Below are 26,323 nucleotides of genomic sequence, written 5' to 3' on the forward strand. Positions count from 1 at the left end.
CATGTGGAATCGCGTTAAATCGGGCTGGTCGATCGCCTGGGGGCAGCCGTTCGCCGTCTTCACCTTATTTGTATACCATCTGGCTTGGGGTATCGCCCTCTACAAGCTGGTCCAGTCGGTTGTGTTGCCCTTGCTTCACCGCTACCCGACGGAGCTGTCGAAGGAAGCCGTGCAGCTGTTCTGGATTGAAAGCCAATTCCAGCTGATGAAGACAAACCTGATCGAGCCCTTCCTCTGGTGGGGACTAGCGCTGCTTGCGCTTCGGATGCTGCTGCATCCGTTGCTGAATGCCGGTGTCTACTACTCGCTTCAGAACCGTGACATGAACGCCGGCTACCGGTTCGTGGAAGGCATCCGCAGGCTGACGCTGCCCTATTTCGGATTCTACGCCGCTCAACTGCTGCTGACGCTGGCTCCGCTCGTATGGCTCGTACCGCTGGCCACCGAGCTGTTCGGCTCGCAAGTGTCCTACTCGGGGCTTGTGCGCGCGCTGCTGCCTGCACTTTCGGCGTTCGCAGTCTACCTGCTGCTCATCCAGCTCGTCTTCATGTACCTGCAGATCGGCAAAGCAAGCGGACGTTCGATGCTGTTCACCTGCCTCTTTATCGTCCGCCACCTGCCGGCAATCGTACTGGCCGCGCTTACCGTGCTCGGTCTGGGGCTTCTGGCGACGGCGGCCGTGATGGCGGCGTCCTTCTTCTGGGCCGGCTTCCTGGCCCTGCTCGCCGTCCAGGTGTTCCGCCTGGCGCAAATGTTCTTTAAAGTATGGGCGATCGGCACGCAATTCGCGCTTTGGACGGAGAAAGCGTAGCGGCGTGCGCGACGCACGGCGAAGAGGCCAAGGACGCAGCAGCGGCCTTGGCCTCGCTGCGCGATATCTCCCGATATCGGCAGTGCGGCCCAGCCGTGCGTGCGGACCGCAGCCGCCAACGACCCCAGCGCCCATCCGCAAACCGCGCCTTCGCCCCGCGCTTCCCTATCCATTACCCCTGCGCCTTCTCGAGCACAAGCCGAAGCTGCACTTGGATGTCATTCTGCGTGTCGAGCGCCACGGTGTGCGGATTTTTCATGCCGAAATCGGCGAACGTCACGACCGTACTGCCTTCCAGCCTCAGCTGCCCTTGCTCATACAAGGCCTCGCTCCGGAACGTCACGTCCTTCTTCCTGTCCTTCACTTGCAGCGTACCGCTCATTTGAAAACCGACTTTCTCGCCCTCCTTCCATGCCTGCGGCAGCTGGTCGAACGACTTGGCGGTGAACACCGCTTCCGGGAACTGCGCTGTGTCGAAATAATCTTTGCTCTTAATATGGTTGTCGCGCTGCGGATTTCCCGACTGCAGCGCACTCGTCTCGATTTTGCCTTCGGCCGTCGTCCTCGACGCATCGGCCGTGTTCAGCTCCCAGCTTCCCTGAGTCGGCGTCACGACAAAATTCACCGTCTCCTTCGACGTAGTAACGGAGAAATACACCTCCGATGCCGGCAGCACCGACCACTTCCCGTCGATCTGCTCCGCCTTGATGGCTTGTCCCGTCGCAGCGGCTCCGCCGACTGGCGCGGAGGCCGGAATGACCTCCTTCACCTCGATATGATTGCCGGCAAAATAATCGTACGCGCCGTAGGCCCCGGCTAGTAACACAACTGCGACTCCTGCGGAAAATGCGAGTGTTTTCGTTGTCATCAATACGCCTCCTTCAATTGTTAACACTACAATTCGTAGTGTAATTGTATAAAGAAAAATCCCTTAACGGGACCGATCCGCGATATGACTCGCTCAAACGCCACGGCTTCAACTTAAAGCAGCGACAAGAAAAACAAACCCGACAGGAAAACCACAACCGGCAGCGACACGATCGCCAGCTTTACCGGCAGTCCCAGCGAAGGCTCGCCTTGCGGATCGAGAATTTGCCGGATCCGGTAGTTAATCGAGGTATCTGCGAAAGAGACGTACGCGAAGTCCATCGAAGCGGTCCGCTCCCTCTTCTTCATCAGCTTCAACAAGGCGCTCCCCAAGCTCGCCGGCGATCCCATGACCGCCATCGCCTCGCGATCGGCCAATATCTCCCGCGCAATCTTATAATGATGGTAACACCAGCGCAGAATCGGGATATAACGCATGACCGAACAAGCGAGGTGCAGCAAGAACGTCTTCAGCGGATCTCGATGATTCCGGTGATACTGCTCGTGGTACACGACCGCTTCCAGCTCATCGCGATCGAGCAGCTTCAGCAATCCGGTCGATAAGATGATCTTCGGCCGGAACAATCCGAGCGTCAGCGCGATCGGCTCCGCGCACATGACGACCAGCAGATCAGGCTTGTCCGCGCTGAACCGGGCGTTCAGCTCCTGCGTCGACCGCTCATGCCGGGAAGCGAGCAGCTTCCGCCTCGACAAGCAGACTTGCTTCGCCCAGATCCAGAGGCTTAAGCCGAACGTAGAAGCGACCAGCACGCTAAGCAGCGGCGTCACCGAATCGAAGCCGAGCGCCTGCAGCAGACTGCTGCAAATTTCAAAGACGTTGAACCGAAGCGACCAGCCGAACAGAACATGAGCCGCATATAGCCCCATCTGGGCCCACACGATCAGCGCAAGGACGAACGCAGAAGCAAATAACATTCTAGACCGATTTTCCCACATGGCCTATCTTTCCTTTTTCAGGTCTTTAATTTTTTGTTCCAGCTTCTCGATCATCTCCGCATCGGCCTCTTCCAGCGCGTCGAGCATATGATTGACAACCAGCGGACCGAAATCTTCGAGCAGTTCGTGCGTAATTTCCCTCGATTGAATATCCAGAAAATGTTCTTTTGAATGCACCGGCTCGTACACCGACGCCCGCCCCGCCTGTTTCTTCGTGAGCACGCCTTTATCGACCAAGCGGTTCATCACGGTCATGACCGTATTGAAGTTCAAATGCTCATCCTGCTGCTCCAGCTTCTTCTGGACTTCTTTAATGGACTGATTCGGATGCGTCCACAGGATGTCCAGCACTTTCGACTCCAGCGGTCCGAAGAACCGTTTCAAGCCCTTCTCATAAAACTTGAAGCTATGAATTTTCATTTGCCACGCACCCCACACTACAAATTGTAGTGAAGCTATAAAGCGTTGTCAAATCCTCTCAATGAATCCGGGTCTTATACAGCTTTGTTCCATGGTCCTGGGTACCGTACCGATACTATCGGCCGCCCTCGTATGCGCAATCGCGAGCTTTCGAGGCGTTCCGACAATCGTTCACGAAGCACGTGTAAAAATTACGGAAGGCCCGGCTTCCGCATTTGTATGTATCCGCTTACAATGTCAATCTATCTAGTATACCCGCCCGGTTTCGTTTTAATCCCTGTATTTATTACAAGTTTGTGACAAAAGAAGGATATCGTCACTTTTGCTCGAATAACTGTACTTGGAAAATAAAACAGAAAATATTGCCGAATTTCTGCGCGCAGAAAACGGGGGAACCAGTTTTTGGGTGAATTGATCTCGCTTCAGAGTGATCATAGGGAACCTTCAACCGAACCCTTCAGCTAACCTCGTAGGCTCTGGAAGGGGAAACTTCTTTGAAGAAGCTTGTCAGTTTTGTTTTTTCCGCAGCACTGTTTTGCACGATTTCGGTAGGCAGCGTATTTGCTGAAACCCCATTAAGCGCAGCGGTTAACGAAGGTTTAGGCTCTCCTTACAAATGGGCGGGCACAACAACCAACGGCTTCGACTGCTCCGGCTTCACTTCTTGGGTGTTCGACAAACTCGGCGTCGACCTGCCGCACTCCTCCAAGGGCCAAGCCCAGCTCGGCACCACGGTGGAGAAGAACGACCTCCGTCCCGGCGATCTTGTCTTTTTCAACACGGACGGCAAAGGCATCTCTCATGTCGGCGTATACGTAGGAGACGGCAAATTTTATCACTCCGCCACGAACGAAGGCGTTGTGATCACGAAGATGACCGATTCTTATTATGCGAAGCGTTATGTAACGGCCCGTCGCATCCTTTCGGATGATCAATATGGGCAGGTTATGACCGACGCCAAGTAACCATCGCTAAGACGTAAACGATTCACTTGTCTGGAAAGCCCTCGGCTTGAACCGACGATCCCGCACCTGCGTGCCGGTCGATTACGGGACAAGCCGCCAGGGCTTTCTGTCTTTTTATTCCGGGAAGGAGCCGCAGCCGCGGAGCCGTGATCCAAACAGCGAAAAAAAGCCGTTCTCCCCGTCGTTAGACGTGAAGAACGGCTCTTCTGGTTTAACCGAGCAAGCGATGCAGCGTGCTAATCACGCGTTCTTTCTGAATCGGCTTCACGATAAAATCTTTCGCGCCCAGGCTGATCGCTTCGATGACCAGCTTCTGCTGGCCCATTGCGGAGCACATCAGCACTTTGGCGTTGCGGTCGTACTTCATGATGTTTCGCAGCGCCTCGATACCGTCCATTTCGGGCATGGTGATGTCCATGGTAACCAAATCGGGCTTCAGCATCCAATATTTCTGGAGCGCCACAACGCCGTTCTCCGCTTCGCCGACGACCTCATGTCCCAGTTCTTTCAACATTCCACCGATGATCGCACGCATAAATGCCGCATCATCCACGACAAGCACCTTAGCCATTGGAATCGCCCCTTTTGTCCGAGTCTGCTGTACGCCGCTCTATGTTTTCGACCCAAATTTTCCAATTTTGTGATATACTCATATTATATAGGCTTCTAGACCTAATTCCGATTAAAATCCGACTAAAGTAGATCAATTCAGCTTTAACTCGTTCCTTTTTCCGATATATTTCAACAAAATTCGTAAAGCTCCGGAGAAGCAACGCTCGCAAGAAGCAGCCGGGGCCTTACCGTAGACAACAGAAGTCGAGCGAAGGGAGTAATCCGCACGTGGCTAACCGGAAGATCCTCATTGTGGAGGATGAGCCCGAGATTCGCAATTTACTTAACATCGCCCTTACGGATGACGGGTTCGACGTGTACGAAGCGACCGATATGCAAGAAGCGATTACGCAGTTCGACGCGGTCGAACCGGATTTGATTCTGCTGGACATCGGCCCCCCGGCAACCGCCGGCCTGGAGACGTGCGCGGAGCTCCGCAGCTATTCCAACGCCCCCATCGTGCTGATCAGCAGTCGAAGCGGCTCGAGCGACATTATTCAAGGATTAGAGCTTGGCGCCGACGATTATATCGTGAAGCCGTTCGACCCCGAGGTGCTCGTCGCCCGGGTGCACGCGAACTTGCGGCGCACCGCCATCTTTCGCAGAGATCGCAAGTGGGAGGCGAGTGCCCCCGCCAAGGATGACGTCATTGCATACGCCGGTCTCGAGATCGACCCGGTCCGCTTTCAAGTGCTGCTGGACGGCAAGCCGATCGCGCTTGTGACCAAAGAGTTTCAGCTGCTCGTCCATCTCGCACGCAACCCCGGGACCGTCTATACGCTGGAAGAGCTGTATGCCTCGGTTTGGGGAATGGAAAGTCACGGGAATACGCGTACGGTCATTGTCCATCTCAGCAATCTGCGCAAGAAGCTGGAGCCTCTCCCTACAAGGCCGACCTACATTCACAATATTCGCGGAGTAGGCTATAAATTCGATCCCAAATAACCGGTAAAGTCCGTCCTTTCGGACGATGAGGAGATTCCATCTCATGGTGAACGAGAAAATTTTGATCGTCGAAGATACGGAAGACATTCGCGATATACTCAGGCTCTACTTAGAGCCGCAAGGCTTCCAGGTCATGGAGGCAGGCAGCGGGGGCGAAGGGCTGGAGCGCTTCGAGCGGGATTCGCCCGACTTGGTTCTGCTGGACATCGTGCTGCCCGATATGGACGGTTACGAGCTGTGCCGCCGCATCCGCAGCGTATCGAAAGTGCCGGTTGTGTTTATTAGCTGCAACACGTCTTCAAGCGATATCATTCGCGGCCTCGAGCTCGGAGGCGACGACTACATCGAGAAGCCGTTCGATCCGGCTGTCGTCGTGGCCCGCATTCATGCCAGTTTGCGGAGAGTTCCTATCGCCCGTAATCGGCCGGAGCCCAAGCCCTCTGGCTCTGTGCAGACACCGGACATCATCGTCGTCGGCGAATTAGAAATCGAACCGGCTCTTCTCCGAATCAGGACGGGAGGGAAGGAAGCGGCTTTGACCGTGAAGGAAATGCAGCTGCTCGTTCATTTAGCCGCTCATCCGAACCGAGTCTTCCCCCCCGACCAGCTGTATAAAGAGGTGTGGGGGAGCGACAGCATCGGGGATACGCGCACCGTCTTCGTCCACATCAGCAGCATCCGCAAAAAAATCGAGCCCGATCCGGCCAATCCGAATTATGTGCTGAACATTCGCGGCGCGGGGTACTTGTTTAAAGGTTAGCCGGGGGATGTTTATTCGTTCTACGAGGCTTGGAACGCCAACAGCGTAATATCGTCGCGCTGAGCCTCGTCGCCCATATAGGTTTGGAATTCGTGCCAGAACAGGTCTGCCTGTTCACGCAACGGTGAATGCCCGTAACGGTCGAGCAGCTCGGTAAACCGGCGTTTGCCGAAGGCATACCCTTTCTCCCCGCCGCTTTGATCAAAGAAACCGTCGGTTGCCATATAACACGACGTACCCGGCTGCAGGCGCAGCTCATGCGACACGAACGGGTACTCCATCGGCGTCCGGCGGTAGCCGATGCTCTTGCGTCCGCCTTCCAGCACGCGCGTCCCTTGGCGGTCATCCCTCAAATACAAGGAGCATTTGGCCCCGGCAAAGCGCAGCAGCGTCCGGTCCTCGCTCAAATAACAAATTCCGATATCGAGCCCGTCGTCGGTTAAGCCATTCGGTTCGGTTTGGTTCAACGTCTTCTTGATCAGACGATTCAATTCGCCCAGAACGCGGGCCGGCTCCTCCGCATATCCTTCCTCCGCGACGCGGTCCAGCAGTGAAATGGCGAGCATGGTCATGAGCGCCCCGGGTACGCCATGCCCCGTACAGTCGCCAATCGCGATAAGCGTCCCGCCGGGTAGCGGCTTCACCCAGTGAAAGTCCCCGCCGACACCGTCTCTCGGCTTGTAGATCAATACGTGCTCCTTCGTAGCCGTCGTCCATTCCTGCGGGCGCAGCAGCAGCGATTCCTGAATGCGCTTCGCGTAATCGATGCTATCCATCATTTTCTCATTCCGTTCCGCCAGCTCCTGCGTCCGCTCCTTCACCTTCCGCTCAAGCTGCTGATTCATCTGCAGCGCCCGCTCATACGGATTGGCCAACCGGTGGGAAACATAATAGAACAAGAACAGGATCAACACGAACGAGATCAGTGAAACGGCAACCGTGTTCAGCTTAATGCGGCTGAGGAACGACACCGTCTCCTGCCGTTCGATTTGGAACAGCAGCTGCATGTTGGTAGAGGTCAGCGGGTAGCTGATCAGATCGGTCAGCTCGCCGTCCGGGTTCTGGAATTCCAGCGTCTGCGATACCGGACTGGCCTGCTCCAGCAGCTGCGAGACGATGTTCCCGTCCAGGAACGATCCGATCTGCTTGCCGTAATCCGACGTCTCCGCCGCCAATACGATCTCGCCCTTCGGGTCGATCAGCCACAAGCGGCTTGTTTCGCCGTACTTGAACTGCTGGAACTCCTTGGCCAGGTCCTCCAGGCTAAGCCCGACGCCGACGACGGCGAGCGGCCGGTCGCCGTCCTTCACAAGCGCATTCGTAAATACGAACGTTTGCCCACGCTCTTTGTTGTAGTCCAGGTTGACCTGAATGTCCTGCTTGGACGCGAGGAAATCGAAGAACCACCGATCCGCCTGCTCGTTCGGGCTGACCGACCCGAGCAGCTTGCCGTTCTCGCCCCAATACTTGCTCGTGCCTGCGCTTACGATGAACGAATTGCTGTAGCCGAACTGCCGCACGAGCGTCGTTAACCGCTGCAGCGAGCGCTCCTGGTACTCGCCTGCAGCCTCTCCATCCTGCAGCCACCGCCGCACATCGGGGTCGGCGGCCAGCACGAACGACGTTTCCTTCGCCCGATCGATTCGACCGTCCACCTTGGCTGCCATCGCCTGCGCGATGCTCGGCAAATCCTTCTCCTTCAGCTTCTTCACGACGCCCGATTCGGTAAACATATACACGATGGCGCCGATCAGCAGCATGGAGAAGATGATGACCAGACTTGCAAATCCGATAATACGCAGCGTTCCTTTGTCGTAATATTTCACCAGGCTCACGCCTCTTCTCTTAGAATGATCTCGAACGGCAGGTTCAAATCTTCCTTGAATTCTTCGGCGCACTCCTGTTCGCTGTCATTATCCGGACTGCAGTACCAAGCCAGACGGATGTTCTTCCCGCCCCTGTAAGCTTCGTCGAATTTCTCCAGCAGCATCATGAAGCACTTGGTGCTGCTGGTATTGATATAAGGCAATCTGAGCTCCAGCAGTACGGACTCCTCCGCGCTCACCCGCTCTAAATACCGGTCTATCCATTGCATGAGCGGCTCGTAGAACTTGAATGCATTCTCCGGATACGATTGTCCGCTTATGACTAAATGGTTCGTCTCCGTATCGAACTGAACCGCCGGCGTACTTTTCGTCGATTCGATTTGCAGGCCCATCAAAGTATCCAACTCAAACCACCGCCTTTAAGGTAAAGAACGACACGTGCTCGTCGATCGGAATTATGGAATACTCGAGCGGGTGCTTCACTTTCCGCGACATCTCGATCAACCCGATGCCGGCACCGAGCGCGTCCGGGCTGACCGTCTCGCGAAGCTTCGCTTTGTACAGCTGTTTCAGCTCCGTCTTGTCGAGCGAAACGATTTGATCCAACGTCTTGCGCAAGCAGAGGACATCGTCATTGGCAAGCAGGTTGCCCGAATGAATCACATGATTGTGCTCCGTCTTGCCGATCGTCACGACACTGGAGGAGGCGATTCTCTCGCCATGCGGACTCTTTTCCTGATGGCTGCAGTAATTCTTAATGTTCTGCGTCTGCTCGATAAAAATAGAAAAGACGTCGTGAATTTCGCTCGTCGGCCGCTCCGCATGCTCCAGATATTTTTTGACAGCCGCCCCGTACTCTTCAATCAGTCCTTGCGTCAGCTTCCCGGAGAAGCTGATCAGGATGCGGTTGCTCTGCAAAAAGCGCTGCACTTCATACAATTGATTGTTCATGACAAGCCTCCTTTAATCATAGAACGCGTTTGCCCGTCGACGGACGTTACGGATTCGGCGGGGATCAGGAAGAAGAAGGTGCTGCCCTCTCCCGCCCGGCTCGTCACGCCGATTTCGCCGCCGTGCTTCTGGATAATTTCCTTAGTAATGGCCAGTCCTAAGCCGGCCCCCTCAATGCCGTTAGCGCTAGCCCGCTTGCTCCGGTAGAATCGCTCGAATACATGCGGCACCTCTTCTTCGGCGATACCGATACCGGAATCCGATACCTTCACGAACCAATGTCCGAGCAGCGCTCCCTCGTATTTCGGTTGAAACTCGCTGCACAGCCGGATGCTTCCGCCCGCTTGGGTAAATTTCATCGCGTTCCGCAGCAAATTTTCGAACACTTGATCCAGCCGCACCGGATCGGCCCATACGATAACCGGGTCTGCACCCTCCCCGGGCATCTCCATGTCAAACGCAATCCCGGCCCGCTCGCAATCCGGCATAAACTTCCGTTCCACCGCACGTACGAAAGCGCCGATCTCGATACGCTGATGCTCAAAGTGATTTTGATTCGCCTGGAACGTCGACAGCAGGAACAAGTCCTTGATGAGATGGTTCACTGTCAACACCCGGTCGTAAATAAGCCGCATGTATTTCTCTTCCGGTTGAATAACGCCGTCGAGCAGCGCCTTCACATACCCCTGCACAGCCACCATCGGCGTTCCCAGCTCATGGGAAATGTCTGCAATGAGCCGCTGCCGCAGCTTCTCCAGATGCTTGAGGCTTTCGTTCGCCGTCTGGATCTCCTGCTCTTGCTCCTTCAGCTTTTTTCCTTGGATATCGCTGATGCGCGAAAGCTTAATGGTCGTCTTGAGAAGCTTCTCGTATTGTCCCGCCAACTCTTGATGCAGCTTGTACAGCTCTTTGCCGGAAAGCGCACGATCCCTTACTACCTCTTTCGCTTCTTCCGCGAGCCGCAGCTCTTCGGCAAACAAACGACTATAGCTCGTATCCCGGTCTTTCTGGGACAATCGACTCACCCCGACTCTCGATTCTCGCCTTCCATCCCCTTCATTATAGCGAAGTTTCCCGAATATTCTGGAGGCGTCTTGGTAAAATATAGGTCAAAGACGATTAAGATTTTTTGATTTTACCAGTTTTTGGGAAAAAGAAAGGCTCCCTCTGCAAGAGGGAACCTTTAATTAAGAGGACAGCCGGCCCTGCCAATGGGCCGCCCTGCGGAACGTAAACATCGCCATCAGCTCCAGCAAGAACATCGGGATCACCGCGACAAAGGCGAACATCCGGGATTCATCGGGGGCGTTCAGAGCGAAAGGAAGCGCGAGCAGCATCAGCCACTGTCCGCCCGTATACAGCCGCCTGCGGAAACGCAAGACGTGCGCTTCTGCAGGAAGGGCGCCATCGAAGGCATGTCTTTCCATGGCCGCGAAGGTTTGATGCATGAACAGCAGCTTCAGCAGCAGCAGCATACCGCCGAACGCGATCCAGCCCGGGGAGGGCGGGGCATCGGCGTGAAATCCGGACGGGCCCGGCCAAATCTCGGCCAACGAAACGACAGCCATCGCAGCGGCCCAACCGGCAGCTTTGCCATAAGTGGGGCGCACCGCGCCCAACCGCTGCAAGGCGAAGTACATCATTCCATACCCGATCACATCGGGCCATACATCGAAGTAGGCGATGCGGATATCCAGCAGCACAAGCAGCAGGCCCCATGACAGCTTGCGAAAGCTACTCGCCATGATGCTCAGCCCCCTTCCGGTCTTCGATCAGACGGCGGATCCCCTGCTTATCGGGTTCAGGCGCCTTGTAGAACGTCTGCGTCCAGTAACGGATGCCGGATGATGCCGAGCCTTCCGCGGGTTCCAGCCGCAGCCTCATCTCAGGCATATACGCCTCCATCCGCCGGGGATCATTCGGCTCGAAGCGGAACCATCCGTCAATGGTAACCGTCTCCCCGGTCTTCAGCTCAAACGGAACCGTTACCTCTTCGTGCATCGTCCGATGCACCGACATGTCAAATGCGTCGGCGATTCTCGAATGTAAGCTGAAGGCCACGGACTGCAGCCGCACATCCTGCTTCGCTGCGAGCGTATGGTGATGCTCGCCCGTGCTGCTGGAGGACGCCTGCACCGTTTCGAGCGGGAGACCTTGAGAATCCTCGGCAGGCGTAAATGTAATTTCCCCGATCGGCACCGTTTCACTCGGTCCGTCGCTATACCAGACGCGAAATTCACGGAACGTTCCAAGCGCTTCGGTCGGCAGTTGGCCTTCCTGCGGGATGAGCTCGAGACTGGCCTTATGCAGCCGGTAAGGTCCGTAATCCCCGTAGGTCGATGTGCCGCGAACATACCAATGGACTTGTTCCGAGATTTGCACGGTCACCAATTGCCTGCGCGAATCGCGATGCGTGACGTAGTATAAGTCCATAGGCCGCCCTGGAGAAGGCGTGAACGCATAATAATGGTTCAAAAAAACGATATCCGGCAGCTTATGCGCCAAATAGTACCCATAATTGCCCACCCATACGCAGGCGGTTGCCAGAACGGCGAGCAGCCACAATAAGAAGCTGTTCCTCCTCTTCAAATCGGCACCTACTTTCGATCGACGAAAGGCATAACTTCTACTTTAATCAATTAACGCTTTCTGTTGTATAAAAGTTACAGTAGAACATGCTGCAACCGTGGTTCCCTAACAGGAAAAGCCCCCCGGCCGCTCGAGCTGAGCTGCGGAGAGCTTGTACCTGCGTTATCGGTTCGCCGCTACGGCCTCAGGCCCGGCTTCCTTCGTAAGCGGCAGCTGCCGGCGCTTGCCCATCGTCTCAACGAATAGGCGCAGCACGTCCAGCATCCGTACGATGTCCTTCTCCTTCAAATGGCCGAGCGAAGCGATCTGCAGCCAATTACGCTCCAACAGATAGCCGCTTTCGAACTGCAGCGCGAAGCCTTGATCGAGCATCCGCTGCCCGAGCTCCCTGGACGACAACTCCTTGGGCAGCGCTATCGTCAGAATGTAGGGCGCCTGATGCTCCCTCGGGGCGAGCACACGTAACCCCATCTCCTCGACGGCGGAACGGATCGAGCGGTACCGACTTGCCGTATGCGCATAAGGCGCGTCCGTTTCGAAGGCGCGGAGCGCTGCGTCCAGCGCGGCCAGCAGGTTCGATGACTGTGAGAACGGGATGCCTGCGCTCTGCTCGTACGTGTCCACATCCATATACACAGGCAGCAGATCCTGGGCATCGCCGGAGACCCGCGGTTCATCCCCCTGGAAAACAAAACATAGTCCCGTATAAGCGCCCAGCGCTTTCCCGCTCACTCCGCTGGCCCAGCTTACACCCGACAAGTCGGTCGGCACCGCGCCCAGGCTGCTGACGCCGTCCACCGCCAGACGCATTCCGTACTCCCGGCAAACCTGCTTCAGCTGCGCTAAGTCATTCAACACGCCGGTCGATGTTTCGCCGTGCACCGCCCACAGCCACGCGTACTTCCCGCCAGCCGCCGCAGCGCGCACGCCTTCATAATGAAGCGGCTGTCCATACTCGCTCTCCAGCGTATCGAACGGCAGCGCCCACCGGCGCGCATGCACGGTGAGACGCCGGCCGAATTCGCCGTTGACGAGCACCAGCCCGCGGCCGCCGTACCGCTTCAGCTGCCCGGCGACCGCATCGTTCGCCAGCGTCCCGCTGCCGAGCATCAGGTGCACGGATGCGGCGTTCGACATGGCGCACAGCTTGCGGCGCACCTCCCCGTGCATACGCATGAACGCCTGCGAGCGGTGAGACAACGGCCTGGCCTGCATCGCCCGCTCTACCTCCGGCGCCACCTCGACGGGACCGGCCAGAAACTGGACGTCCCGCTTCATATACCTGTAAGCCCGCGACGCCTCATAGGACGCCCTGGTCAAATACATAGGCTGGTACCAAGCGCCCTCCCGCCCTACCAGCTCGGCGAACGGCAGGAAGCCGAGATGCCGGTACAAGTGCAGCTCGCGGGTCGTTCCCGAGATGATGCCCATATCGTAGTCCCCCCGCTCCAAGTAGCGGTCTAAGAAGCGGATCAGGCCGAACAACACCCGGCTGCGTCGATATGCCGGGTCGACGGCCAACAGCCGGATCTCGACCATCCGCTTCGGCTGAACGGGCAAAAACCGTTCGAACCGCTCGATTTTCGCATCCATCGAGAAGGGTCTCCGGTCCCGCACCGCCAGCATCCCGGCCAACCGTTCTCCGTCCATTGCGAGAAGATACGTATTCTCTGCATCGTATCTGTCGATTAATCGTCGCGCCTCGTTGGCTTCATGCTGCGGAATTTCTTCCACGAACGTTCTATAGTTGAGATGAGCGACAAGCTCCCGCTCTCGTTCCGTTTCCGCGATTTTATAAAGGATCGGCATCCGGATCAGCTCCGTTTCATCCATAGTTGTCTCACATTGTCCCGATGGGCGTTCACGATGACTGCCGCAACCGCCGCTCCGAGCAGCATCGGTCCCGTCTCCCAGTGGAAGAGCAGCCATAATAAAGGAAACGCGCTTACTCCAATAAGACCGGCTGGCGTCCAGGAACGCAGGACAACGACCAGCACGGCCGCCACTGCAAGCATCACGAGCCAAATTCTCCAATCAAGCAGCACGGCCCCTCCGCAAAAGACCGACATCCCCTTCCCTCCGCGAAAGGACAACCACACCGGGTACATATGCCCAAGCACCACGGCCAGCAGCGCCGCAAGGATGAACACGCTTGACGGTTCGATCCACTTCGCGCAGCCGACCACCCACGCTCCCTTGAGCGCATCTCCGGCGAAGGTGGCGATAAAGGCCCCCTTCCCGTAAATGCGACCGGCATTTCGCGCGCCCGGATTCCCGCTGCCGAGCGACCGCAAATCGCCTCCGTCCTTCAGACGTGCGATCCAATATCCCGTTAACACGCCGCCCAGGCCGTAGCTGAGCAGCAAATAAGCAATGGCAGCCCCCGGCGTCATGACGGCCCTCCTTTTATTCGTAACCTTTCCATGAATTGATTATAAAAAGGAATCCGGCCTTCGGGGAGTACTAACTTTGTGTAGTACCTTGCCTGTTGACGAATCTCAAAAGCTCCTGAACGGAGCGCTAAAACTGGAATTGTGCAATTGGGGCAATGCTGCTGCAAAACAAAGAGGGTTGTGACAGGGCGCCCGCCGGCGACCTGCCACAACCCTTACATTCATTAAATAGCCCAGAATTCTTTCTAAAGGACAACGATATTACTCCAGTAAGGAATAATGGATAATCGTATTCGAAAGCTGGCCAATCACCATCGAAACTCCACCGTGGGCAACTCCGAGCTCCCCCAAATCCGAGCAGTAAATTTCCACATTTCTCAAAAAACGCTCTGGAATCATTTCATTCAGCGTATTCCATATCGAGTTGATAAGCTTAGGACCAAGCAGAGCAAGAAGTCCACCGATACAGATCACCCTTGGATTATAAGCATTGATGACATTGGCCAGACCGATGCCTTGATAATGGCCAAGCTCGTGGACGGCGCTCGTTACTTTGGAATCCCCGGCATGGAGGGAATCAACAATTTCAGTGAAAGACAACTGCTGGGGGGTTGATTCCAGCAAGTCGTATAGCGCTTTAATAGAAGCATACATTTCCCAACATCCTCTGCTGCCGCAGGAGCACTTTTTACCGTTCATATGGATGGTGGAATGTCCTAGTCTTCCCGCGGTGCCAGTCGTTCCAGTAAACAGCTCTCCATTGTTGTATACGCCAACGGACAAGCCCCACGAGCTGGTCACGTAAACCAAATGGTCCACCGATTTGGAACGTCCGAAATGAACTTCTCCCAAAGCTCCGGCATATGGCGCAGGGTTAATATAAATCGGAAAATCAGGAATCTGTTTCGTAAGCTCACTCAGTAACGGAAAATCAATCCATTCCTGCAAGTTGGCGCTGTAATCCACGGCATCCGTTCTTATATTGTAATAGCCTTGAATGACAATCCCGACTCCTACAATGCCTAACTGGCGATGGGCATATGAGCTCCGCCGATTATACCACAACGGCTTTCGAAGATGTCGTCAAAGAAGTAGATCTGGTCGTCGATTCCGTTGGAGGAGATACCGAGAACAGGTCATGGGCCGTTCTGAAACAAGGCGCGATTCTCGTTTCTTTGACGCAGCCTCCGTCCCAAGAGAACGCTCAAAAGCATGGCATTACAGCTAAATTCAACACCAAGTTCCCAACTTACGAGAATCTGCAGACAATAGCACAATTGATTGCAGACGGTACGATCAAAGCAGAGATCGATTCCATATTCCCGCTAAGCCAAACTAACAAACCACTAGAGAAAAGCGAAGCAAGACATGGCCGCGGAAGAATTTTGCTGCGCATCAACTCATTCTGATTCAATTCCTAAATGCCATCCAAGCACAAAGACCCCCTTTATCGAGGGGGCCTTTAGCCGTTACTTATGATAAGGCTCGCCGCACATAATCTTGAAACTAAGCTCCCTCTATGGAGAATCGTTTTCCTCTTAGATACGCTTGTTTCCTTAGATTTTGAACGTTTTTCTTTCGTACAAGACAACCATTAGATGGGACAAGATTGTAGAAGATGAAAAATATGGGGGCGAAGAAAGCGCAAAAAGACATCCACCCTGACCACTCGTTTTAAAAAGTGGACATTCTGGAGATATATGGTCGCACCTTTGGATCTCCACATAGCCTCATGGCGGTCAACCCTCCCATGTCTCACAGAGTCTACGCTCCCACATTCCTTCATTCAACCTGTCCATGAGGTGGAGGTCGGATATGCTGCCCGACAGGATCTTCGTCCGTATGTTAGTTTTGTTCCGACTCATCCGTGCTTCAATTGTCTGTAACGTGGTTATTTACGTTCGTCTTCTATGAAAAAACGTGAAATCTAAGCTGCTACGACACTTCCATGAACCGTGGGATATCCTGCAACATCTTTTCTTCACTAAACCGATGCCCCTTTTTCAGGACACCAAAGAGAATTCGAATTAGCTTACCGCAAAGCGCAATGAGTGACTGCATTTTTTTCAATGGATTAGTTGGCCGTTTTGTATAGTACTGATGCAATACCTTAAAGGCACGATTCTTTGCCACCAGTGGCATCATGACGCGAAATAGCAGCGCTCGTAGTCGCTTACGACCGCGCTTCGTGATCTTCGTCTGTCCCCTGTGTTTGCCAGAGGTGTTTTCTTTTAGGTTTAAGCCCGCCAGCTTAATGATTTGCTTAGGGTGCCGGTAACGCTCGATATCGCCGACTTCAGCGAGGAAACCAGCTATGCTATCCCGACCAATTCCTTTAATGGCCATTAATTGCTTCACATGAGGGATTTGCTCCAGGAGCTCGTCCAGTTTTGCTTCAAGCTCTGCAAACTTACTTTCAAGCAACTCGTACTGTGTTAACAACAGCTTAAGCTCGAGCTTTGCTAATTCTGTACCTTCTCGTATGCCAACAGAACGACTTGCAGCTACTTTCAAACACCTCATACGTTCCATGCCGAGACCTCGCTTAGCCACCTCTCTAAGATGCCTTAGCAAGGCTTCCTCTGACTGAGCAACCAGTTCATGCGGCAACAAACAAAGACTCAGCATTTGGCGTGCGGACTTGCATTCCCAATCCTTAAACACCGTGAGGAACTCTGGAAAGTACCGATCCAACCAATTATGAACCCGGCCTTGCACCACTCGCAGGTCGGTCGACAGATGATCGCGAATTTTCATCGCTTCCCTTAGTTCGGCATATTTGCCTTGGAGAAGATTAGGTACGGCGTATCTTCCATCTTTGACAAGCTGTGCAATGACTTTGGCATCTTTAATGTCGTTCTTGGTCGGCGAATTGTCATCTAATTCTTTGCTTTTCTTCACGTGCAGCGGATTAACTACGCCGCATAAAACTTGTTGTTCTCCCAGGTAATACGCGAGGTTCAGCCAGTAATGACCGGTGGGTTCCATGCCAACTATGGCGTCCTTGAATCCTTGCTCCGTCGCAATTTTCCGGAACCATCTAACGAACATTTCAAAACCTTCTCGGTTATTCTCAAACGTAATTGGCCTCCCGAGCTCGACTCCGCGGTAGTCTTGCGCTCGGGCCACATGTTTGAATTTTGCGATGTCGACACCGACAATTAAGGTAGATGCAGTGATTTGAGTTATTCGCTCGTTTTGGGTAGAATTCATGATGTAATCTCCTTGGTTTGTTTTTGGATCCGGTCGCTGGCCAGCATCTGGGACCCACATACATCATACCAAGGAGTCTTTTTGTTTCTCAAACCTCGTATTTCATCTTAATAGGAATGCTGCCCGTTAGAATTCCTGTGAAACGAAAAATTTGGACTTTGAATAAAAAAGAGTGCCTCTGTAAGATAGGATTGCGCACGGGGTCATTGCCCCAAAAACCTATCATCATGGAGGTCACTCTACAATGAAGTTTAAGGCACAAGATAAACAAAATCAACTCATTGAAAACATTACCGCTACCCATATGGTTGTGGGTGTGGATATTGCCCAAGAGACTCATGTTGCCCGAGCAGTCAGCTATCGCGGCATCGCATTGGGATCACCAATCGACTTTGGGAATCATCACGAAGGTTTCCGTCTATTCGGCCGCTGGATTCAAGACTTGCTCAAGTCATACAAGTTAGACAAAGTCATCGTTGGCATGGAGCCTACGGGTCATTACTGGCTGTGTCTAGCCCAGTGGCTTCAAGGACAAGGGATTGAAGCCGTACTCGTCAATCCCCACCTGGTCAAAAAGAACAAGGAAAACCGCGACAACACTCCATCTAAAAGCGACCGCAAGGATGCCCTTGTCATTGCAGACATGATTAAGAATGGGTATTATTCTCCTGTTCGTTTTCATTCGGAAGCCTACGAGGAACTGCGAATTCTCATGGCTAATCGGGACACCGTTACCAAACGGCTCAACAGCGCTGTTAACCAGATTCATCGCTGGGTAGATATCGTGTTTCCGGAGCTGCGACAGGTCTTTAAGATCCTTACTTGTACCAGTGCCATTGCTACGCTCAGGCTCTTCCCGTTGCCTAAGGAAATAAGTCAGTTAACAACTGAACAGGTCCTTGCTCTAAAGCCCCATAATTACCTTTGAGTCTTTTATCCTTATCCAGTACAATATGAATGAACGAAAGTGGAGGGATCAAAGATGCAGCGCAAGAGTTACAGTATCGAATTTAAACAGCAGCTCATCCAAGAGGCCTTAGAAGCAGGCAATGCAAGTCAAGTTGCAAGACGACATGGAATAGACGGGAAAATGCTCGCTCGTTGGATTCGTCAATCGAAGCATGCAAACTGGAAAAACACATCACCAGAATCCAAAAAAGTTGCAGCCTACACTCCATCATCTAAAGAGTTTCAAGCATTAGAGCAGGAAAACGACAAATTGAAAAAGCTGTTGGGCGAGAAGGATCTGGAGATTGCGATTCTTCGTGATCTCGTAAAAAAGGTGAACCCCGCCTATCGGACAAAATAGAGATTGCCGACAAATGGATTGCGCGGGGATATAAAGCTGCAGTGGTGCTGCGAATCGTCGGCGTCAGTGAAGCGACATACTATTACCGTAAGAAACATTTCAAGCAAGAGCGAGTGTATAACGGCGGACGGCCGCTTCCCGGCTTTTCCTTGGATCATAAGCGGCGTCCCGTCAGCGACGAGCAGATCAAGGAATGGCTGCTGGAGCTTATTGCCGGGGAAGAAGCGACTTACGGTTACCGTAAATTAACCATATGCCTGAAACGACAGTATGGGCTGATCATTAACAAGAAAAAAGTATACCGGCTGTGTCAGGAACTGGGCATCCTGCAGCCACAACGTCGGAAGCGAATCCAATATCCCCGAAAGCTGGCGAACAACCGTGAGATCCGCGCTTCGAATCAGCTTTGGGAGATGGACGTGAAATACGGCTATATTGCAGCAGAGCAGCGTTTCTTTTTCTTGCTCAGCCTGATTGACGTCTACGACCGATCGATTATCGACTACCATATGGGCCTCTCTTGCGAAGGGAAGCATGCCGCGCAGATCCTGCAGAGAGCGTTATGGAAACGGCAGCTCTTTGAGAAAGATCAACTGCCAGTGGTTCGTACCGATAACGGCCCGCAATTTATCAGCCATGCTTTTGAAGAAGCATGCTTGGAGTATTGTGTAGAACATGAACGGATTCCTCCGAAAACGCCGAATAAAAATGCGCATATCGAAGCATTCCATGCCATTTTAGAACAAGAATGTCTTTCCAGACATGAATTTGAAAGTTATCAGGATGCATACCGCATCGTATCTGACTACCTCTTGTTTTATAATCAGCGGCGTATCCATGGCAGTTTGTATGATCTGTCCCCGCACGAGTTTCATCAAGCTATGCATAAGCAAGCCATAAAACCGCTTGTGATTAAGGTATGATGGATAAAGCCCTTTACATGGAGGGGTGGGGCATGATAGGCTTGTTAGCCTCGCGATGCATGTGTGATCCGCATCGCCCTATCGCGAAAAATCATGCCCCCTGGAGGCTCCATGTCAAGGGCGGTAACGACGTAAATCAATAAGAAATTACGAAATCGTGAGAATAAGGGTGTAAGACTCTAAAGTTACGGGTTTAAACCGCTTGCCGGTTGGAAGCAGTATGTGAAGCGTCATGCCGGAGTGAAGCGGGCAGAGCAGCTCATTGCACTAGCAAAGTGCAGTGTTGGCGCCACACAGGCACTACACGCATACAAACTTCATTTAGGTCATCTGCTTGAGGAATATGACTTGGCGCAGCGCCAGCTTGAACAGATCGAGCATGAACTCAATCTCATCCTAAAGCGTATTCCCTATGCCCAGAAGCTACTTGAAATTCAGGGGCTGAATGCAACCAGCTTGGCTGGTGTACTTGGAGAAACCGGTGACCTATGTGGGTATGTACATGGAAATGCCTTGTTACCTCTAAAGCCCCATAATTACCTTTGAGTCTTTTATCCTTATCCAGTACAATATGAATGAACGAAAGTGGAGGGATCAAAGATGCAGCGCAAGAGTTACAGTATCGAATTTAAACAGCAGCTCATCCAAGAGGCCTTAGAAGCAGGCAATGCAAGTCAAGTTGCAAGACGACATGGAATAGACGGGAAAATGCTCGCTCGTTGGATTCGTCAATCGAAGCATGCAAACTGGAAAAACACATCACCAGAATCCAAAAAAGTTGCAGCCTACACTCCATCATCTAAAGAGTTTCAAGCATTAGAGCAGGAAAACGACAAATTGAAAAAGCTGTTGGGCGAGAAGGATCTGGAGATTGCGATTCTTCGTGATCTCGTAAAAAAGGTGAACCCCGCCTATCGGACAAAATAGAGATTGCCGACAAATGGATTGCGCGGGGATATAAAGCTGCAGTGGTGCTGCGAATCGTCGGCGTCAGTGAAGCGACATACTATTACCGTAAGAAACATTTCAAGCAAGAGCGAGTGTATAACGGCGGACGGCCGCTTCCCGGCTTTTCCTTGGATCATAAGCGGCGTCCCGTCAGCGACGAGCAGATCAAGGAATGGCTGCTGGAGCTTATTGCCGGGGAAGAAGCGACTTACGGTTACCGTAAATTAACCATATGCCTGAAACGACAGTATGGGCTGATCATTAACAAGAAAAAAGTATACCGGCTGTGTCAGGAACTGGGCATCCTGCAGCCACAACGTCGGAAGCGAATCCAATATCCCCGAAAGCTGGCGAACAACCGTGAGATCCGCGCTTCGAATCAGCTTTGGGAGATGGACGTGAAATACGGCTATATTGCAGCAGAGCAGCGTTTCTTTTTCTTGCTCAGCCTGATTGACGTCTACGACCGATCGATTATCGACTACCATATGGGCCTCTCTTGCGAAGGGAAGCATGCCGCGCAGATCCTGCAGAGAGCGTTATGGAAACGGCAGCTCTTTGAGAAAGATCAACTGCCAGTGGTTCGTACCGATAACGGCCCGCAATTTATCAGCCATGCTTTTGAAGAAGCATGCTTGGAGTATTGTGTAGAACATGAACGGATTCCTCCGAAAACGCCGAATAAAAATGCGCATATCGAAGCATTCCATGCCATTTTAGAACAAGAATGTCTTTCCAGACATGAATTTGAAAGTTATCAGGATGCATACCGCATCGTATCTGACTACCTCTTGTTTTATAATCAGCGGCGTATCCATGGCAGTTTGTATGATCTGTCCCCGCACGAGTTTCATCAAGCTATGCATAAGCAAGCCATAAAACCGCTTGTGATTAAGGTATGATGGATAAAGCCCTTTACATGGAGGGGTGGGGCATGATAGGCTTGTTAGCCTCGCGATGCATGTGTGATCCGCATCGCCCTATCGCGAAAAATCATGCCCCCTGGAGGCTCCATGTCAAGGGCGGTAACGACGTAAATCAATAAGAAATTACGAAATCGTGAGAATAAGGGTGTAAGACTCTAAAGTTACGGGTTTAAACCGTTACGACATGCCGGGCTTAATTTGACTGAGGCGAGTTCCGGTAAGTGGCGTGGTAAAATGGCGCTTAGTAAGCGAGGCCGCCCACGTCTCCGGCGGTTTCTCTATCTAATGACGATGTGTATGGTCATGACCAATCCAGATGTTCGTGCCCTACACCATTTTAATGTTGAAGTAAAGAAGCTAAAAAAGATGAAATCGATCATGAAATTGTGTGGTAAAGTAGCCCGCATGCTTGTTGGGCTAGCTAAGAGCAGTGAATCTTACGACTCGACCAAAGTATTCCCGCAAGCAGCCTAAGTTTAATCCACCTCACCGACTCATGCATTCGCAGGATATCAAGAAGCACGGAGTATCGGAAGACATTAAGCAAAAGGGCTCTGACCCGTTCCGTTAGAAAGACCGACCTCCACCCCTTAGTAAGATGTGACGAAGGAATGAAAGGGCTTAGACCCGTTGAGACATGGGAGTGAAAATCGCTAGGGATACGTGGAGACGTGCACATATTGGAACGATATGGTGTTGGTTCCGACACCTTTGTTCCCGCATGTCTTTCTACTGTCCCCGGCTACCGGCTCCTCTGTATATTCTTTGACCTCACACTTAATACAGGGTGAAATCCTGCGAATTCATGAGTCTGAGTGAGGAAACTGAATCATTTCGAGGGAGCTTAGTACCTTTCTTCAAACAATACGTAGATTACCTTGTCCGCTTGGATTACCCAAATTTATAATTATTATAAATGCACAGAATTACCGCCGCCTAGCTTGAACTGCTACCCTCTATGTAGACATGGCATTAAAAAGCCGAAAAAGTCTACATAGGGGGTTGTTTTTTCATGTCCAAAAAAGGATCCAACCATCGTAAACATTCGCAGGAGTTTAAAGTAAGCCTTGTGGAGCAAGCATCTTAAAGAAGGCATATCCATAGAAATACTGGCTGTCCAGCACCAATTAGAACCATGGCTTATCCGTAGTTGGAGGACAATCTATATCGAGCATGGTGCGAGCGGCTTACAGCCTAAAGCGAAGGGCAGACCTAAGACGACCTTCACTTCCGAGATGGAACGATTACAGTACGAGAACGCGAAACTAAAATTGGAGATCGCGCAATTAAAAAAACTCCAAAATTATCTAAGGGGGGATGTCTAGTTCCAGTTCAAGTCATCACAAGAACTGCGTATGAATCCATCCGGGAACTGTCCTCCGAATTGAGCATAAACATGCTTTGTAACATGGCCGTGTGTCTCCAAGTCGGGTTATTACAAATGGCTTGCTCGAAGGGGAAAACCAAATCGTTGGCAGGTGGAGGAGCAGTCGCTTATGAAAAGAATCGAGGCGGTTCACTCCATCCGACCAAGCTTTGGCTACAGGCGTGTCACGGATCGACTTCGCAAGGATGGCTGGTGGACAAGTAAATAACGTGTACTCAAGGCCATGCAGCGGCTAGGAATTCAGGCAAGGCTTCGAAAAAAGCAAAACCACAGAGTAGGAACGGAGCATCATTCCGTCGGTAATGTCCTGAATCGGAACTTTACTGCTACACGCCCCATGGAAAAGATCGTTACCGATGTTACATACTTGTATAGTCGCGGTACCGTTCAATACTTGTCTGTCTTCCTTGATCTCTACAACAATGAGATTTTGGAACTTGAAGTCAGCGACAGGAACGATCTTGAGCTTGTCATACGTCCACTCCAAAGACTGCTTTCCACCAAAAAGAGCGATTTGGCCCCTGACGCAATCATACCAAGGAAATCAATACACTTCTATAGCCTACGGGCGCTTGCTCGAGCAACATGGAATTACACAGAGTATGTCTCGTAAAGGGACTCCTTTAGATAATGCCCCCGTCGAAAGCTTCTTTGGTTGGTTTAAGAATGAGCTGTACGTAGACTACCGCCCTAGGAGTCCAGAGGAACTACGGGAGGCTGTGTATGTTCATGCGCTCTTTCACAATAACGAAAGGCCTCAATCTAGATTAAAAAACAACGCACCCATTCCCTACAGGAATGAATGCGCTTAGCGGCTTTAATATCTCTGTCTACAAAGACTTGACCAGTTCAGCTTTGGCGGCTTTTTTGCACCCATTTTGAGAGGAGCGGGGTCTGTAAAATAAATCGTGTAACCTCTTAAACCGGGGAAAAATGGGCATACTTTTATCATAGAAAACCCGGTGGAGGTACGAAGACATGATCGAGAAGTTTTGGACCAAAAAGGATTTGCGTGAGTTTGTAAAAGAACACAACTTTCAATCGGTTGAACACATTCAAACAACCTTGAAGGAATTGTTTAAGGACGTACTTGAAGAGGCGCTCCAAGCTGAGTTGGATACGCAGCTAGCGTATGATCGTTACGATGCCAAAAGCAAAAAAACAAAGAACAGCCGCAATGGTTACAGCAAGAAAACCGTATCTTCGGAGTATGGGGACATTGAAATCCAAGTGCCTCGTGACCGCTTGGGCGAGTTTGATCCGGTTGTGGTGAAGAAGCATCAAACCAATGTCACAGGGATTGAAGACCAAATTGTGGCTCTCTATGCTAAGGGAGTAAGCACGCGAGATATTCAAGATCACCTGCTGAATCTGTATGGCGTTGAGGTTTCACCTACACTCATTTCAAACGTTACAAATAAAATTGTTCCCATCATTAAGGAATGGCAAAACCGGCCGCTACAAAACATCTACACGGTTGTCTTCTTGGACGCGATCCACTTTAAAGTAAAGCAGGACGGGCATATTGTAAACAAAGCGGCCTATATGGTCATTGGGATTGATCTGGAAGGCAATAAAGACGTACTCGGCATTTGGATTGGCGAGAATGAATCCGCCAAGTTCTGGCTCAGCGTACTGAATGATCTCAAGAATCGTGGAGTGCAGGACATTCTCATTGCCTGTGTAGACAACCTAACGGGCTTCACCCAGGCCATCTCTGCATGCTACCCGCAAACGGAGATTCAAAAATGTATCATTCATCAGATTCGAAACAGCACGCGATACGTATCCTACAAAGATCTCAAGAAGGTGACGGCTGACCTTAAACCCATTTACAAGGCGGCTACGGAAGAAGCTGCTCTGCTGGAGCTGGATCGTTTTGAAGAGACCTGGGGAAGTAAATATCCCCTGTTAGTGAAATCATGGAGGCAGAACTGGGATGAATTGTCGACTTTCTTCAAGTATCCTCCGGAACTTCGGAAGCTCATCTACACGACGAACATGATCGAAAGCTACCATCGGCAGCTTCGCAAAGTCACGAAAGGCAAGAGCATTTTTCCAACGGATGAATCGCTTTTAAAAATGTTATATCTTTCCACGATGGACGTACTAAAAAGGTGGACGGGCCGCGTGCAAAACTGGGGACAGATTTTGCTGCAACTCACGGTATACTATCCAGAACGCGTTCAAGTACGTTAAAAGCGGCTTTACTTGGAGGGGCAGGCATGATAGGCTGGATGCCGGTGCGAATTAGTCTTCAGCTATTCGCCCTTTCGCAAGGACATCATGCCTGCCGGAGGTTCCAAGTCAAGCCGCGGCTCACTGTTACTAGACTCGGGAAAGAGAGATTACACAAAATTATTGACAGACTCGAGGAGCGATTCGTATGTTAACAGCAGCACGCCTGCGACTGACTCCCGCTGCTATCACCTTGCACCATCCTACCGGGATTGTGGCTGAATCATGCTTTTGACCTTTCCACTCATTCAACAGCCACCTGACCCGATTGCCCCGCTGTGGCTGGCTCCGAGGCTGCTACAACTGTTTTCGTCGGGTTCTTGATTGCAAGCTGTTGAACGGAAAGCTCAAAAAGGGCCGCAACAGGTCACTCGTTCACCACCTGTCACAGCCCCCAAATCCGCATCCAGCGCGCCCTTTCCGCTTCTACTCCCGCCCGGTCACCACCGGATTCTCCTTGTAAGAAACCCAATCGCTCCAGCTGCCCGCGTACAGCTTCACATTCTTGATGCCCGCCTGCTGCAGCGCAATGATGTTCGGGCACGCCGTTACGCCGGAGCCGCAGTACACAACCACTTCCTGCGCTTCGCGCAGGTCACTGAAACGTTCCGCCTGCTCAGCCTCCGACTTCCACAGTCCGGCGGAGTCCAGGCTGTCTTTCCAGAAGCGCTGCTTCGCGCCCGGAATATGGCCGGCCACCGGATCGATCGTTTCCTCGATTCCTTCATACCGCCTGCTTTCGCGGGAATCGATCAGCACGGTGCCGGGACGTCCGATCCGCTCCTTCACCTGCTCCATCGACAGCACCAGCTCCGGGCGAAGCTGCGGCTTGAATACTGTCGGATGCTCTACCGGCGGCTCATCCGTAACCGGATAGCCCGCTTCCTTCCACCGCGTATAACCGCCATCCAGCAGGCTCACCCGGTCATGCCCCAAGTAGGTGAGCAGCCACCATAACCGCGATGCCATCGCCCCTCCTTGATCGTCGTAAGCGATAACGAGGGTGTTCCGGTCGATCCCGATTTGGCCGAGCTTAACTGCCAATTGATCCGGGTCCGGCAGCGGATGCCGCCCGCCGTGTACGTCTTTCGGCCCCGATAAATCCTGCTCCAAATCCAAATAAAAGGCCCCGGGAATATGATCGGCCGCATAGGCTTTGCGTCCGGCCTCCGGATTCCCCAATATGAATCGGCAATCCACAATAACCACTTGATCATCTGTACCGTGTTCGAACAACCACTCCTGGCTCACCACATGCTGCATGCCAATCACTTCCTTTATAG

Annotated in this window: 27 protein-coding genes, 2 pseudogenes and 1 riboswitch; of the genes and pseudogenes, 14 read left to right on the top strand and 15 right to left on the bottom strand. The window is 52.4% G+C overall.

The genetic code is table 11. The features are described from left to right. Position 1: 1 nt before the first annotated feature. Entirely contained in the window at positions 2–811 is an 810-nt protein-coding gene (locus ACZ439_RS12320; protein ID WP_054798314.1) for a hypothetical protein, read from the top strand. A 172-nt stretch (positions 812–983) separates the two neighbouring features. On the opposite strand, the gene ACZ439_RS12325 is transcribed toward ACZ439_RS12320, so the two are convergent. The 3 genes from ACZ439_RS12325 to ACZ439_RS12335 form a co-directional block, all read right to left on the bottom strand. Next, positions 984–1,679, bottom strand: coding sequence for a YceI family protein (locus ACZ439_RS12325; RefSeq protein WP_054798315.1), 696 nt, complete (start codon positions 1,677–1,679; stop codon positions 984–986). A 113-nt stretch (positions 1,680–1,792) separates the two neighbouring features. After that, on the bottom strand, positions 1,793–2,635 hold the full coding sequence (locus ACZ439_RS12330; RefSeq protein ID WP_054800347.1) for a M56 family metallopeptidase: 843 nt from the start codon (positions 2,633–2,635) through the stop codon (positions 1,793–1,795). A 3-nt stretch (positions 2,636–2,638) separates the two neighbouring features. Continuing rightward, positions 2,639–3,055 carry a BlaI/MecI/CopY family transcriptional regulator gene (locus tag ACZ439_RS12335; RefSeq protein WP_464621036.1) on the bottom strand — a complete coding sequence of 139 codons (417 nt, stop codon included), beginning with the start codon at positions 3,053–3,055 and terminating at the stop codon, positions 2,639–2,641. 353 nt (positions 3,056–3,408) lie between these two features. Further along, positions 3,409–3,546, top strand: a riboswitch (cyclic di-AMP (ydaO/yuaA leader). A 3-nt stretch (positions 3,547–3,549) separates the two neighbouring features. Between ACZ439_RS12335 and ACZ439_RS12340 the strand changes: the two genes are divergently transcribed. Beyond that, a complete protein-coding gene (locus ACZ439_RS12340; RefSeq protein ID WP_127609546.1) occupies positions 3,550–4,020 on the top strand; it encodes a C40 family peptidase in 471 nt (156 codons plus the stop codon). 211 nt (positions 4,021–4,231) lie between these two features. On the opposite strand, the gene ACZ439_RS12345 is transcribed toward ACZ439_RS12340, so the two are convergent. Then, entirely contained in the window at positions 4,232–4,591 is a 360-nt protein-coding gene (locus tag ACZ439_RS12345; RefSeq protein WP_054798318.1) for a response regulator, read from the bottom strand. Between the two features lie 269 nt (positions 4,592–4,860). On the opposite strand from ACZ439_RS12345, the gene ACZ439_RS12350 reads away from it, so the two are divergent. Both ACZ439_RS12350 and ACZ439_RS12355 read left to right on the top strand, forming a co-directional pair. Beyond that, positions 4,861–5,577: a response regulator transcription factor gene (locus ACZ439_RS12350; protein WP_464621037.1), complete on the top strand. Its 717-nt coding sequence runs from the start codon at positions 4,861–4,863 to the stop codon at positions 5,575–5,577. 43 nt (positions 5,578–5,620) lie between these two features. After that, positions 5,621–6,337: a response regulator transcription factor gene (locus ACZ439_RS12355; RefSeq protein WP_127609550.1), complete on the top strand. Its 717-nt coding sequence runs from the start codon at positions 5,621–5,623 to the stop codon at positions 6,335–6,337. A gap of 20 nt (positions 6,338–6,357) precedes the next feature. On the opposite strand, the gene ACZ439_RS12360 is transcribed toward ACZ439_RS12355, so the two are convergent. The 9 genes from ACZ439_RS12360 to ACZ439_RS12400 all read right to left on the bottom strand — a co-directional run bounded on the left by ACZ439_RS12360 (position 6,358) and on the right by ACZ439_RS12400 (position 15,161). Continuing rightward, on the bottom strand, positions 6,358–8,163 hold the full coding sequence (locus ACZ439_RS12360; RefSeq protein ID WP_155615733.1) for a SpoIIE family protein phosphatase: 1,806 nt from the start codon (positions 8,161–8,163) through the stop codon (positions 6,358–6,360). 5 nt (positions 8,164–8,168) lie between these two features. Further along, the gene (locus tag ACZ439_RS12365) at positions 8,169–8,567 is read right to left on the bottom strand and encodes a DUF1987 domain-containing protein (protein ID WP_218029656.1); all 399 of its coding nucleotides are present in this window, start codon (positions 8,565–8,567) and stop codon (positions 8,169–8,171) included. A gap of 1 nt (position 8,568) precedes the next feature. Beyond that, the gene (locus ACZ439_RS12370) at positions 8,569–9,114 is read right to left on the bottom strand and encodes a SiaB family protein kinase (protein WP_054798321.1); all 546 of its coding nucleotides are present in this window, start codon (positions 9,112–9,114) and stop codon (positions 8,569–8,571) included. Next, positions 9,111–10,130, bottom strand: a complete 1,020-nt coding sequence (locus ACZ439_RS12375) for a sensor histidine kinase (protein ID WP_464621038.1) — start codon at positions 10,128–10,130, stop codon at positions 9,111–9,113. The genes ACZ439_RS12370 and ACZ439_RS12375 overlap by 4 nt, the downstream gene beginning before the upstream one ends. A 171-nt stretch (positions 10,131–10,301) precedes the next feature. Further along, a complete protein-coding gene (locus ACZ439_RS12380; protein ID WP_054798325.1) occupies positions 10,302–10,859 on the bottom strand; it encodes a hypothetical protein in 558 nt (185 codons plus the stop codon). Next, positions 10,849–11,679: a hypothetical protein gene (locus ACZ439_RS12385; RefSeq protein ID WP_464621039.1), complete on the bottom strand. Its 831-nt coding sequence runs from the start codon at positions 11,677–11,679 to the stop codon at positions 10,849–10,851. The genes ACZ439_RS12380 and ACZ439_RS12385 overlap by 11 nt, the downstream gene beginning before the upstream one ends. A gap of 186 nt (positions 11,680–11,865) precedes the next feature. After that, positions 11,866–13,536: an aminotransferase class V-fold PLP-dependent enzyme gene (locus ACZ439_RS12390; protein WP_054800349.1), complete on the bottom strand. Its 1,671-nt coding sequence runs from the start codon at positions 13,534–13,536 to the stop codon at positions 11,866–11,868. Further along, positions 13,518–14,096, bottom strand: a complete 579-nt coding sequence (locus ACZ439_RS12395; protein ID WP_054800350.1) for a glycerol-3-phosphate acyltransferase — start codon at positions 14,094–14,096, stop codon at positions 13,518–13,520. The genes ACZ439_RS12390 and ACZ439_RS12395 overlap by 19 nt, the downstream gene beginning before the upstream one ends. A 261-nt stretch (positions 14,097–14,357) precedes the next feature. After that, the gene (locus ACZ439_RS12400) at positions 14,358–15,161 is read right to left on the bottom strand and encodes an ROK family protein (RefSeq protein WP_464621040.1); all 804 of its coding nucleotides are present in this window, start codon (positions 15,159–15,161) and stop codon (positions 14,358–14,360) included. Between ACZ439_RS12400 and ACZ439_RS12405 the strand changes: the two genes are divergently transcribed. Then, positions 15,137–15,505 (top strand): zinc-binding dehydrogenase, encoded by a 369-nt coding sequence (locus ACZ439_RS12405; RefSeq protein WP_464621041.1) that lies wholly within the window; start codon positions 15,137–15,139, stop codon positions 15,503–15,505. The genes ACZ439_RS12400 and ACZ439_RS12405 overlap by 25 nt on opposite strands. Positions 15,506–16,031: 526 nt before the next feature. Here ACZ439_RS12405 and ACZ439_RS12410 read toward each other — a convergent pair. Continuing rightward, positions 16,032–17,309, bottom strand: a complete 1,278-nt coding sequence (locus ACZ439_RS12410; RefSeq protein WP_464620910.1) for an IS110 family RNA-guided transposase — start codon at positions 17,307–17,309, stop codon at positions 16,032–16,034. A gap of 244 nt (positions 17,310–17,553) precedes the next feature. Here ACZ439_RS12410 and ACZ439_RS12415 point away from each other — a divergent pair. From ACZ439_RS12415 to ACZ439_RS12455, 9 genes and pseudogenes are all read left to right on the top strand, one after another. Further along, positions 17,554–18,210: pseudogene (locus ACZ439_RS12415) on the top strand (IS110 family transposase); the annotation flags it as partial. Positions 18,211–18,291: 81 nt separating this feature from the next. Next, positions 18,292–18,618 (top strand): transposase, encoded by a 327-nt coding sequence (locus tag ACZ439_RS12420; protein WP_141334052.1) that lies wholly within the window; start codon positions 18,292–18,294, stop codon positions 18,616–18,618. A gap of 41 nt (positions 18,619–18,659) precedes the next feature. Further along, positions 18,660–19,541, top strand: a complete 882-nt coding sequence (locus ACZ439_RS12425) for an IS3 family transposase (RefSeq protein WP_464619852.1) — start codon at positions 18,660–18,662, stop codon at positions 19,539–19,541. 222 nt (positions 19,542–19,763) lie between these two features. Further along, positions 19,764–20,087, top strand: a complete 324-nt coding sequence (locus tag ACZ439_RS12430; protein ID WP_464621042.1) for a hypothetical protein — start codon at positions 19,764–19,766, stop codon at positions 20,085–20,087. A 54-nt stretch (positions 20,088–20,141) separates the two neighbouring features. Further along, positions 20,142–20,468 (top strand): transposase, encoded by a 327-nt coding sequence (locus tag ACZ439_RS12435; RefSeq protein ID WP_141334052.1) that lies wholly within the window; start codon positions 20,142–20,144, stop codon positions 20,466–20,468. A gap of 41 nt (positions 20,469–20,509) precedes the next feature. Beyond that, positions 20,510–21,391 (top strand): IS3 family transposase, encoded by an 882-nt coding sequence (locus ACZ439_RS12440; protein WP_464619852.1) that lies wholly within the window; start codon positions 20,510–20,512, stop codon positions 21,389–21,391. A 183-nt stretch (positions 21,392–21,574) separates the two neighbouring features. After that, positions 21,575–21,889: pseudogene (locus ACZ439_RS12445) on the top strand (transposase); the annotation flags it as partial. A gap of 1,515 nt (positions 21,890–23,404) precedes the next feature. After that, positions 23,405–23,614 (top strand): IS3 family transposase, encoded by a 210-nt coding sequence (locus ACZ439_RS12450; RefSeq protein WP_464621128.1) that lies wholly within the window; start codon positions 23,405–23,407, stop codon positions 23,612–23,614. A 166-nt stretch (positions 23,615–23,780) separates the two neighbouring features. Then, on the top strand, positions 23,781–25,001 hold the full coding sequence (locus ACZ439_RS12455) for an IS256 family transposase (RefSeq protein ID WP_127608444.1): 1,221 nt from the start codon (positions 23,781–23,783) through the stop codon (positions 24,999–25,001). 465 nt (positions 25,002–25,466) lie between these two features. Here ACZ439_RS12455 and ACZ439_RS12460 read toward each other — a convergent pair whose 3' ends face one another. Beyond that, positions 25,467–26,303, bottom strand: a complete 837-nt coding sequence (locus ACZ439_RS12460) for a sulfurtransferase (protein ID WP_464621043.1) — start codon at positions 26,301–26,303, stop codon at positions 25,467–25,469. Between the last annotated feature and the right edge of the window lie 20 nt (positions 26,304–26,323).

The organism is Paenibacillus sp. JCM 9796 (genome assembly GCF_055379675.1).